Consider the following 11,063-nt stretch of genomic DNA (forward strand, 5'->3'; position numbering starts at 1 on the left):
GTGGGCCAGGTGGTGCTGCCGCTGGCCGCCGGCCTGGTGGCCGCGCCGCTGGGCCCGGGCGGCGCGATCTGGTTCTCCTGCGCCGTACTGGGCGGTGCCGCCGCGGCCCGGCTCAGCGTCCGCAGCGAGCCTGACGCTTAGCGCGCCTGCTTGAAGATCCGCCGGCCGGAATCGCACGCGGCTTCGCAGTGGCGCGGACCCTCCCCGGGGCGACTTCATCGCCCCGGCGGGGCCCTCTCCGCGCTGCCCTGCCTCGCTCGTTCCTCGCTCGGCGAGGCGCCGCTTAGCGATTCCGGCCGCCGGTACGCGCGGATCGGGTGCTTAATGCGATACGACGGCGGGGCCGAAGCCGCCGCCGTCGTATCTGAGTTTCAGGCGAAGGGAATCAGACCCCGAGGGTTTCGCGCAGGCGTGCCACGTGGCCCTTGGCGTCCACGTCGTACTCCGCGTGCTGGAGGGTTCCGTCGGATCCGATCACGAAGGTGCTGCGGAGGGTGCCGGTGATGACTTTCCCGCCGAACTCCTTGTCGCCGTAGGAGCCGTAGGCCTTGGAGACGGCGAACTCAGGATCCGAGAGCAGCGGGAACGTCAGGTTCTCGGCCTCGCTGAACGCCTGCAGGGCCTCTGGACCGTCCGGCGAAATCCCGATGACCTCGTAGTTGGCGGCCTGCAGGGAGTTGAGGCTGTCGCGGAAGTCGCAGGCCTCGGTGGTGCAGCCGGGGGTGGCGGCCTTGGGGTAGAAGTAGAGCACCACATTCCAGCCGGCGTAGTCGGACAGCGAAACCTTCTTGCCGTCGGCGTCGGCGAGGGTGAACTCGGGGGCGGGCATACCTGGCTGGAGCTGGGACACGAAGATCCTCCTTCATTGGACGAACCAGTTGCGAGAACCGGCCTGCTCCTTCGAGTGTAGTGGCGGAGCTCCGGCCGGGCTGGTGCGTAGGCTTCAACCTATGCCTGAGGCATCCGGCCGGCGTTCGACACGGAATGCGCTCCGCGGGGCAGCCCGGCATAGCATCGGATCCGTGAGTAGTGCGGAGCAACCCTGGGCGGGCCACCCCAAAGGCAGCCGGGAATACCGCAACATGCTGCTCGCGCTGCTGTTCGGCGGGTTCGCCACCTTCGCCCAGTTGTACTCCGTGCAGGCCGTTTTGCCGGGCCTCGCCCGGAGCTTCAACGCCAGCCCCGCTGACGCGGCACTCAGCGTGTCCGCCGCCACGATCGGCCTGGCCCTGGCCGTGATCCCCTGGTCGGCCGTGGCCGACCGCGCCGGACGCAAGCGCACCATGACGTGGGCGATCAGCGCCGCCGTCGTGCTGGGTCTGATGCTGCCGCTGGCGCCGAACTTCCCGGCCCTGCTGGCGCTGCGTCTGCTGGAGGGAGCGGCGCTGGGCGGGATCCCGGCAGTAGCGCTGGTCTACCTCAACGAAGAGGTGCAGCGGCTGCACGCAGCGGTCGCTGCCGGCACCTACGTGGCGGGCACCACCGTCGGCGGCCTGGCCGGGCGCCTCATCGCCGGCCCGGTGGGTGAGTGGGCGGACTGGCGGATGGGCGTGCTGGCGGTGAGCCTGGCGGCAGCGCTCGCCGCAGTACTGTTCGTGCGGCTGGCACCGGCTCCGCGCAGGTTCCGGCCGGTGCTGCACGGCCAGGGACCCGGGCTGGGTGAGCGGATCCTGGCCAATCTACGTTCGGTGCCGCTGCTGGCGCTGTACGCGCAGGGGTTCCTGCTGATGGGCGGCTTTGTTGCCGTGTACAACTACCTGGGCTTCCGGCTGGAGGCGCCGCCGTTCTCCCTCCCGGCTTCGCTGGCCTCCCTGCTGTTCCTGGCCTACTTGGCCGGCACGGTGAGTTCCAGGGTGGCCGGCGGTCTGACGGTCAGGACCGGGCGGCTGCCGGTCTTGCTGGGCGGAATCGTGGTCAGCATCGCCGGGCTGGCGGTCACCCTCGCCGATTCGCTTCCGTTGATCCTGCTGGGTCTGCTGATCTTCACCGGCGGATTCTTCGCGGCCCATTCGGTGGCCTCCGGGTGGATACCGCGGCTGGCCACGGTGGGCGCGGCCCAGGCGTCAAGCCTCTACAACCTCTTCTACTACGCCGGGTCCAGCCTGCTGGGCTGGGTCGGAGGGCTCTTCTTCGGCCGGTTCGGCTGGACCGGCGTCGCGGCGTTCACCGCTGCGCTCGCCGTCCTCGCGGGAACGACGGCGGTGCTTGCCCTGCGGCCGCGGCGGACCGCTGCGGGACGTTAGCGGCGGCCTGCGTGCTCGTGGGGTGAGCATTCCCGCCAGCACAGCCTTCAGCTGACGGTTGACCCTAGGCCCGTTGTTCCGCTGGCGAGGCCCCGGTACTCTGGCGAATAGGGGTACCCGGCCGAATATTGGCGCGGTGTTCGACGCCGCCGGGCGCCGGACATGGCAGTCGCGGGAAGGCATAATGTCCACGTCCACAGCTCTTGACCGTGGCCGGATCGCCTACGCCGAGCACCGCTGGCGCGACGCCTTCGAGCAGTTGGCCGCAGCGGACCAGGAGGGCCAACTCGCGGCCCACGATCTTGAGCTGTACTCCACCGCGGCCGTCCTTCTCGGGCTCATCCCGGACGGCATTAAGGGATTGACCCGGGCGCATGAGGAGTATCTGGTTCTGAGTGATGCATCCGGTGCCGCGCAGTGCGCCGCTTGGCTGGGGATGCACTTGATGAGGGTCGGTGAACAGGCCCGCAGCTCAGGCTGGTTCGCACGGGCCCGGCGGTTGCTCGACGACATCCCCGGGCAGTCGCCGGTTGAGGGTTTCCTCTGTGTCCCGGCCGGAATGGGCGCCCTGAATGCCGGAGATGCCGAGGCCGCCGCGCTGGAATTCAAAAAGGCCGAAATATGCGCCGACCACTTCCATGACCCGGATCTGATGGCGCTGTCGCGGCTGGGCCAGGGACGGGCGCAGATCATGCTCGGGAGAGTCCCCGCCGGTCTGACGCTGCTCGATGAAGTTATGGTGGCGGTGACGGCCGGGGAAATATCGCCCATCCCGGCGGGCATCATCTATTGCGCCGTCGTCGAGGGCTGCCAACTTGCTTTCGACATCGACCGGGCGCAGCAGTGGACCGCCGCACTGGACCGCTGGTGTGACGGGCAGCGCGATCTGGTCGCCTTCAGCGGCCACTGCCAGATGCACCGGGCGGAACTCTACTGTCTGCATGGCGCCTGGGACGAGGCACTAACGGCGGCACAGGCCGCACAGGAACGGTTCCGGCAAGGGGACCGTTACGCGGTATTTGGAGCGTACTACCAGCAGGCGGAAGTTCAGCGGCTGTGCGGGGATACAGCGGCTGCCGAGGTTTCCTACGGCCGGGCACACCAATTAGGAGTCGATCCGCAGCCCGGGCTGGCCCTGCTCCGCCTGGCCCAGGGGAATGTCCCGGCTGCCCTGTCGCTCATCCGCCGCGCTGTCGCCGAGGCCGACCCGGGCACGCGCCGCCGGCTGCTGCCGGCCCGGATCGACATTGAACTGGCCGCGGGCGATGTGGCGGCAGCCCGCTCCGGCGCCGAGGAACTGGCGGCCCTGTACGCGTCCAGCACGATGCCACTGGCGGAAGCCATCGCAGGCTTCGCCGAGGGCGCGGTTCTTCTCCGTGAGAACGAGGTCCCCAAAGCCATCAGGAAACTGCGCCGAGCGTGGATGCTGTGGAATCAGCTTGAGGCACCTTACGAGGCCGCGCGTTGCCGGGTCCTTTTGGGAAGTGCCTTCCAGGCCGAGGGAGACGAGGAATCTGCGGCCATGGAGTTCGAGGCCGCCCGAACCGTGTTCGCCGAGCTCGGCGCACGCCAGGCGCTCGCGGAGCTGGACCGGTCGCTGCAACGGGAACCGCCAGTAGTCCCCAACCCGTTGACGGCCCGCGAAACCGAGGTCCTGCGTCTGGTTTCCTCCGGCGCCACCAATAGATCTGTCGCCGCCGAACTGTTCCTCAGCGAGAAAACGGTCGCCCGGCACCTCAGCAACATCTTCCTCAAGCTGGGCCTCAGCTCCCGTGCCGCCGCTACGGCCTACGCCTACCAGCACGGGCTGCTGCAGCGGGATCGCTGACTGGCAGGACTGCACCGAAATACCCATCCGCTGGCTGTCGAAGATGGGTATTTTCTTCGATGCCTCTGCCATGCCTGGTCCATAGCGTTATGACCATGACCAGAGACAACACCATCGACACCCACCAGGACGACCGTCCAACGACGACCGTCGACACCCTCATCATCGGGGGCGGTCAATCCAGTTTGGCGCTGGGCTACCATCTTGCCCAGCAGAGCCGTGAATTTCTCATCCTCGATGCCCACCGGCGGATCGGCGACGCTTGGCGCCTGCGTTGGGATTCGCTCCGATTGTTCACGCCGGCAAAATATGACGCATTGCCCGGCATGCCATTCCCGGGCGACGCGCTGACCTTCCCGAGCAAGGACGAGCAGGCGGACTACCTGGAGGCGTATGCGGCCCGCTTCAAACTCCCGGTCAGCACCGGCGTCCGGGTGGACCGGCTGTGGCGCCAGGGCGATACGTATATAGCAGCATCCGGTGAAAAGCGCTGGGCGGCGCGCAATGTTGTAGTGGCCACCGGAGGCGAGCAAGTCCCCAAGCTCCCGCCGTTCGCCGGGCAATTGTCGCCAGACATACTGCAAATTCACTCCAGCACCTACCGCGGACCCGGCCAGCTCCACCCGGGTGGCGTTCTCGTCGTCGGGCTGGGCAACTCGGGGGCGGAGATCGCTCTGGAAGTGAGCCGAACGCATCCTACCTGGGTGGCGGGCCGGCCCAGCGCGGAGCTGCCCGTCCGCCACGGCCGCACGGCGGCGCGCTTCGCCTTGCCGGTGGTGCGCTTCCTTGGCCTGCATGTGCTCACCCTCGACACCCCCGTGGGACGCAAGGTTGCACCGGATTTCATCGTCCACGCAGCCCCGCTCATTCGCACCAAGCTCAGCGATCTCGCCGCCGCAGGCGTGCAGTCGGTTCCTCGTGTCGTGGGCATCCGGGAGGGAAAGCCCGTTGTGGAGGGGACCCACAAGGGCGCCGGCAGCGGCGACCGGATGCTGGAGGTAGCAAATGTGATTTGGTGCACCGGATACCGGAACGATTTCGAGTGGGTAAACCTGCCCATCTTTGACCATACTGGCCGGCCAGTACAGCGGCGCGGAGTCGTGGAGTCGGCTCCCGGGCTGTACTTCCTCGGCTTGAAGTTTCTGTATTCGGCGGCATCGGCTACATTGCCCGGCGCCTGCCGCGACGCAAAGTATGTGGCCGGGTACATCGGGTCGCCGCGGACCGGCTACCGCCGTAGCCGGGCACTGGGGCGCGCCGCTGGTCGGCCGGTCGGGCAGCCCGCTCGCGCCGCCGGCTCCGGGGGCAAACCCACCGTTGCCGCGTAACCCCCGTGCGACCGGGACGGAATGGGCGCCGGCCAGCTGGGAAGGTCGGTTGCCGGCATTTCATGGCCGGCGGACCCGCTGCATCCTTTCCGGGAACCGGACGGGCGGAGGCCTAAGCTGGGAGGCGTGAATCGGGAGAAGACCGTAGAACAGCGGCAGGGACGCAGCCTGAACCGGCGCATCCTTGCACTCGCCATCCCCGCGTTCGGAGCCTTGATCGCCGAACCGCTGTTCCTGGCGGCCGACTCGGCCATCGTGGGACACCTCGGCGTGGCGGAACTGGCCGGCATGGGGCTGGCCGCCACGGTAGTGCAGACCGTCGTCGGACTGATGATTTTCCTCGCCTACTCGACCACACCTGCGGTGGCCCGGCTGCTCGGCGCCGGCCGCATGGCGGAAGCGTACGGCGTCGGACGGGACGGCATCTGGCTGGCGCTGCTGGTGGGTGTGGTGATGGCTGCCGCCGGCTGGGCCTTCGCGCCGCACCTGACCGCGGCCATGGGAGCCAGCGGGCACGTGCAGCAATTCGCCGTGGACTACCTGCGCTGGTCAATGCCCGGCCTGCCGGGCATGCTGATCGTGCTGGCGGCCACCGGGGTGTTGCGCGGCCTCCAGGACACCAAGACGCCGCTGCTCGTTGCCGGCATCGGCTTCCTGGCCAATATCGGCCTGAACTTCCTGCTGGTCTACGGCATGGGCCTTTCCGTGGCCGGTTCCGCCATGGGCACCAGCATGGTCCAGTGGGCAATGGCAGCGGTCTACCTGGTGATCGTCTACCGCGGAGCGGTGAAGTACTCCGTGCCGCTGCGGCCAACCTGGGCCGGATTCAAGGCCACCACGCAGGTAGGGTCCTGGCTGATGCTTCGGACCCTGAGCATGCGCATCGCCCTGCTCGCCACCGTACTGGTGGCCACTTCACAGGGCCCGGTCAGCCTGGCGGGCCATCAGCTGGTAATGACCATGTACAGCTTCCTGGCCTTTGCGCTGGACGCCATCGCCATCGCGGCGCAGGCCTTGATCGGCAAGGAACTCGGGGCGTCGAACAAGGTGCTGGCACACTCGCTGACCCGCCGGATGATTGTTTGGGGCGTCGGTTTCGGCGTCGTGACCGGGCTGCTGCTGGCGGCTGTTGCCCCGGTGCTTGGCTGGATCTTCACCTCCGATCCGGCGGTGCACCAGGCCTTCACGGCGGCAATCTGGCTGCTGGCCCTTAGCCAGCCGCTCTGCGGTTTCGTTTTTGTCTTGGACGGCGTACTGATTGGCGCCGGCGACGCCCGCTATCTGGCGCTTGCCGGCGTCGTCAATCTGGCCGTGTACGTGCCCCTGTTGGTGTGGGTCGACAGGGCCGGGCTGATGGGCACGGCAGGTTTGCTCTGGCTGTGGGCGGCCTTCGGGCTGGGCTACACCGCGGCGCGCGCGCTCACGCTGGGCTGGCGGGTCCGCAACGATGCATGGATGGTCACCGGGGCGCATTAGGCTTGAAACCGTGACGATCCCGAGTACTACGCAGGCGGCAGCCTTCTGGCAGCCGGTCCTGGTCCGTGCCCTGGTGGCTGCTGCCTTCGGCGCCACCACCATCTTCTGGCAGGAGCCCGACCGCACCGTGATGGCTGTGGCCGGCGGACTGTTCCTGCTGCTCAGCGGCGGGGCAGTCTGGCTGCTGGCCCGCAAACCGGCCGCTGCGTCCTACCGCCAGCTGCTGCTGCTCCAGGCTGCCGTGCTGGCTGTGGCCGGCGTCCTGGCCTGCGCCCTGCAGACTGTGCCGGTGTTCACGGTGCTGGCCACCGCGGCCCTGCTGGTCTCCGGTGGCGCGGAGCTGATGCTCTGGTGGAGCCACCGTTCGGTCCGTGCGCTGAATGCCCACGGTGCGGGCGCCGTCGCCGCGTCCCCGGCGGAGGACGGCTCGGTGCTGGCCCGCGACTGGCTGCTCACCGGAGCGGTGTCCGTGGGCTTCGGCGCTGCTCTCCCGTTCTTCGCGTACCTTGGCCCGCATGCGCTGCTGGGTGTGCTGGGCGGAGCGGCGATTATTATCGCCGTCGTCCTCTTGATCGCCGCGCTCAGCCTGCGGCATGACGCCAGGCAGCCCGCAGCCGGCTGACGCCCGCCGGGCGTCTCAGTGTGGTTCCCGCCACCGGCGCCTGCGCGACAACTTCTACGGCCGGTAGACTGGTTGGAGGCTTTACCCGTCAGCAGGAGGAAATCATCGTGGGCAAGAACGCGTCTGGCCGTCCGGACGAAGGACGGATGTCCGTCAAGGGCCCGCTGATCTTCTCGGCAGTACTGGCCCTGGTCGCCGGTTTCCTCACCATGGTCTTCGCCACCGGCGGGTCCGGAAACCTGCTCCGCTGGGATCTCGGGGTGACGGGGGCCGGCATCGCCTTCATTGCCTCGCTGTTGATTGTGGCGGTGTTGACCATGTCCACCAAGGAAAACCCGGAGCACCTCAGCCAGGGCTCGGGCATTCATCGCGTCTCGTCAAAGATCCCCGGCGGCGCGGGCACCGTACCGGCTCCAGGTACGGTGCAGAGCCGGGCCCAGGTGGAAGAACAGCAGGCGGCGGAGTCCGGCGTAAATCCTGATCAGGCCACCAACCGGCTTTCGGGAAACGACGACGACGACGACAACGACGGCGCGCGCCGCTGATCTGCTGGCGCCGGCACAGCCGGGCCTGACAAGCTGACACCATGACATCCGGCGAACCTTCCCCGCAGCTGCCCTGTACCGCCGATTCCAGCGGCCCAGCTGCCCCCGGCTTCACCGCAGCCCCTCGTTCGCCTTCTGGCTCTCGCGAGACCGCCATCCATGACGCCACCGCCCGCGGTGGCGCCCCTGAGGCCAAGACCACGTTGGCCGCCGAGCTTTGGTATCGCTCGGACCCGGGACTCTTCAGCGCTGAACTGCGGGCCCGGCTGGCTGCCGAATTCCCCGGCGCCTCCTTCTCCGAGGGCGTGGCCCTGTTGCCGCACGCAGACCATTCGTTCGACATCAACGGCTCCACGGGCGTGAAGACCGTCCGGCTCAGCACCGGCGTCGCCGTTCCGCGCGAACCCATGGCCGCGCTTGAGGCGCTGGAAGCCAGTCCGGTGGACCAAAGCTGGTCCTGGCCGGACGCCGATCAGCACGTGCCCGGCTGCACCCACCGCATTCTGGTGACGGAGGTGGTGGCCAGCGGGTTCGAACCCAAGCCGCGGGTCGAGTCCTTCCAGCGGGTGCTGCGCCTGCTGGCCGCGGAGACCCAGCCGGCCGCGGTCCGGTGGCTGCACAATTCCCACTGGCGGCATCCAGGGGAGCTTGAGGCGGCGCACCCGCTGGCCGGCCCGGTCAATATGCGGTTCTTCCTGGTCAGCAATGACGAGGGCGCCATGGTGGTGGACAGCCTGGGGATGTACCAGCTTGGCCTGCCCGACGTGCAGGTTCACTTCCGCGACAAGGATCCGAACCAGATCGTGGAACTGGCCTTCAATGTGGCCGCCTACCTGTTCGAACACGGTCTCGTCATCCAAGCGGACAGCCAGCTGAACGGTCCGGAGGGCATGAAATTCACCGCCAGCTGGGAAGATTCACTGCTGCCGCCGCTGCGGACGGTGATCGACCTCGACCCGGGTGCGCCCTACTCGGCGGGCAGCCGCTAGTCCGGCAGCGCCAGCGCCGACTTTCGTGCCCGGTAAGCAGCGACATGCGTCCGGTTGGCGCAATTGCCGGTATCGCAAAAGCGCTTTGACCGGTTCTTCGACAGGTCCACCAGCACCGCGGAGCAGTCGTCGGCGGCGCAGATCCGCAACCGGTCCAGCTGCTTTTCGCGAATCACGTCCACCAGTGCCATCGCCGCCTCCACGGCCATCCGCACAGCCAGCGGCGCCTCAGGGCTGGTGGCGTGCAGGTGGTAATCCCACTGGTCGTGCTTGACCAACTGCGGTATGGCGCCGGCATCGGCCAGGATTGTATTGACAACGACGACGGCGCGGTCTTCCGTCGCGGACCAGACCTCCCTGAGCACGGGGCGCAGGGCGCGGACCGCCTCCAACTCAGCGGTTGAATGGGTCCGGGAACCGGTGAAACCGAAGTCAGCCACGAGCGCGTCCAGATCCGCCACGCTGGCAAGGGCGTCCGGGCCCACTTCCGCCGTGTTGATGAGCCGGGCCGCGTCCACCAGGGAGTGCTCGGTGTCATGAGCAAAGATCATGTTGACTCCTGAACAGCGGCAGCGTTATTGTCAGGAGTATACCGCTGATGACTCCTGACTGCCTCGTTCTGCGCCGGGAGCGAACCGCACACCCAAGGACCCACTATGGCTTCAACCACCGCCCGGCAGCGTACGCTGACAACTCCGCAGCACCCCGGGTCAGCAGTGGCCGGCGTCGGCATCGCCTTGGCTTCTTCGGCGGTCTTCGGCCTCTCTGGCCCCTTCGCGAAATCACTGCTTGAAGCCGGCTGGACTCCCGGCTCCGCCGTGGCGGTTCGGATGGTGGGCGCGGCGCTGGTGCTGGTCCTGCCCGCCGCGCTCATGCTGCGCGGCCGGTTCGGCCAGCTGCGGCAGAACTGGAAGACCATCGTCCTGTTCGGCGTGATCGGCGTGGCGGGCTGCCAGCTCTTCTACTTCAACGCCGTGGCCACGCTGTCCGTCGGGGTGGCGCTGCTGCTGGAGTTCCTTGCGCCGGTGCTGATAGTCCTGTGGCTCTGGATGACCAGCCGCCGGCTGCCGCGGCCCGCAACCATTGCGGGGGCCGTGCTGGCCGTGGCCGGACTCATGCTGGTGCTCGACGTCTTCGGTCCGATGAAACTGGACGCTGCCGGCGTGTTGTGGGGGCTGGGGGCCGCAGTGTGCCTGGTGGTCTACTTCTTCATCACCGCCAAGCAGAACGATTCGCTGCCTCCGCTGGTACTGGCCGCCGGGGGGCTGCTGGTGGGCGGCACCACCATCGTGGTCCTCGGAGCGGTCCAGCTGCTGCCGATGAGCTTCAGTACGGCCGATGTGCAGCTGGCCAGCTGGCAAACGCAATGGTGGGTGCCGCTGGTCGGACTGGTTCTCCTGTCCACGGTGCTCTCCTATGTCACAGGCATTATGGCCGCCCGGGCCCTCGGTTCCAAGGTTGCCTCCTTTGTCTCCCTGACAGAGGTGCTCTTCGCCGTCATCTGGGCCTGGCTGCTGCTGGGCGAGCTGCCCGCTGCCATCCAGTTGGTGGGCGGCGTGCTCATCGTGGCGGGGGTGGTGCTGGTCCGTGCCGACGAACTCAGGGGACCCAAGCTCAAGGTCAGGCAGCCCGCTCAGAGTTTGGTGTAGTGGGCAAGGGCGGCATCCAGCTGCCGGGCCAGCAGGATCGAGTCCGCTGCCAGGCTCGAGATCAGGAGCGCGCCAGGGCTGAGGGCCAGCAGCGCCGTCTCAGGGACATCGGCCGGGCCGAACGCGTCCGTGTTGCCGTGGGGTCTTCCGGCCGGGTCCACGATGAACGCCGAGCCCAGTGCCCTGCGCCCGCCGGTGACCGCCGAACCGTTCCAGCCGGGAGCGCAGTCGCCGACGGCGAGCTCTTGGTCGTAAATCGGCCTGCCGGCGAGGGTAACGCGCAGCCGCTGCCGGAGCGCCCCCGGACTTTCCCCGTGGCGTCCGAGGACCAGCTCCTCACGCATGAACAGGCGCGCGGTGGAGTTTAGATCGATCCGGGTGGC

General features: G+C 68.1%; 11 protein-coding genes. 8 read left to right on the forward strand and 3 right to left on the reverse strand.

All coding sequences use genetic code 11. The annotated features are described in order from the left end of the window. Window positions 1-385: 385 nt before the first annotated feature. Complete coding sequence (gene bcp, locus AC5RWT_RS29665; RefSeq protein WP_494083330.1) at window positions 386-850, reverse strand: thioredoxin-dependent thiol peroxidase; 465 nt, start codon at window positions 848-850, stop codon at window positions 386-388. 232 nt (window positions 851-1,082) lie between these two features. Between bcp and AC5RWT_RS29670 the strand changes: the two genes are divergently transcribed. From AC5RWT_RS29670 to AC5RWT_RS29700, 7 genes are all read left to right on the forward strand, one after another. Continuing rightward, window positions 1,083-2,243 carry an MFS transporter gene (locus AC5RWT_RS29670; protein WP_494083340.1) on the forward strand — a complete coding sequence of 387 codons (1,161 nt, stop codon included), beginning with the start codon at window positions 1,083-1,085 and terminating at the stop codon, window positions 2,241-2,243. Between the two features lie 184 nt (window positions 2,244-2,427). Then, window positions 2,428-4,071, forward strand: a complete 1,644-nt coding sequence (locus AC5RWT_RS29675; RefSeq protein ID WP_494083331.1) for a LuxR C-terminal-related transcriptional regulator — start codon at window positions 2,428-2,430, stop codon at window positions 4,069-4,071. Window positions 4,072-4,166: 95 nt separating this feature from the next. Next, window positions 4,167-5,399, forward strand: coding sequence for a flavin-containing monooxygenase (locus AC5RWT_RS29680; RefSeq protein WP_494083332.1), 1,233 nt, complete (start codon window positions 4,167-4,169; stop codon window positions 5,397-5,399). 126 nt (window positions 5,400-5,525) lie between these two features. Then, window positions 5,526-6,875: an MATE family efflux transporter gene (locus tag AC5RWT_RS29685; protein ID WP_494083333.1), complete on the forward strand. Its 1,350-nt coding sequence runs from the start codon at window positions 5,526-5,528 to the stop codon at window positions 6,873-6,875. Window positions 6,876-6,885: 10 nt separating this feature from the next. Beyond that, window positions 6,886-7,497: a hypothetical protein gene (locus AC5RWT_RS29690; protein WP_494083334.1), complete on the forward strand. Its 612-nt coding sequence runs from the start codon at window positions 6,886-6,888 to the stop codon at window positions 7,495-7,497. 107 nt (window positions 7,498-7,604) lie between these two features. Beyond that, window positions 7,605-8,042 carry a hypothetical protein gene (locus tag AC5RWT_RS29695; RefSeq protein WP_494083335.1) on the forward strand — a complete coding sequence of 146 codons (438 nt, stop codon included), beginning with the start codon at window positions 7,605-7,607 and terminating at the stop codon, window positions 8,040-8,042. A gap of 41 nt (window positions 8,043-8,083) precedes the next feature. Further along, window positions 8,084-9,031 (forward strand): DUF4261 domain-containing protein, encoded by a 948-nt coding sequence (locus tag AC5RWT_RS29700; RefSeq protein WP_494083336.1) that lies wholly within the window; start codon window positions 8,084-8,086, stop codon window positions 9,029-9,031. Here AC5RWT_RS29700 and AC5RWT_RS29705 read toward each other — a convergent pair. Further along, window positions 9,028-9,582 carry a CGNR zinc finger domain-containing protein gene (locus tag AC5RWT_RS29705; protein ID WP_494083337.1) on the reverse strand — a complete coding sequence of 185 codons (555 nt, stop codon included), beginning with the start codon at window positions 9,580-9,582 and terminating at the stop codon, window positions 9,028-9,030. The genes AC5RWT_RS29700 and AC5RWT_RS29705 overlap by 4 nt on opposite strands. Window positions 9,583-9,687: 105 nt before the next feature. Between AC5RWT_RS29705 and AC5RWT_RS29710 the strand changes: the two genes are divergently transcribed. After that, a complete protein-coding gene (locus AC5RWT_RS29710; protein ID WP_494083338.1) occupies window positions 9,688-10,680 on the forward strand; it encodes an EamA family transporter in 993 nt (330 codons plus the stop codon). Here the strand turns inward: AC5RWT_RS29710 and AC5RWT_RS29715 are convergent. After that, window positions 10,665-11,063: urease accessory protein UreD (locus AC5RWT_RS29715; RefSeq protein WP_494083339.1), on the reverse strand; the 399-nt coding region annotated here is incomplete at its 5' end. The two genes, AC5RWT_RS29710 and AC5RWT_RS29715, sit on opposite strands and share 16 nt — an antisense overlap.

The organism is Arthrobacter sp. Dra40 (assembly GCF_059091905.1).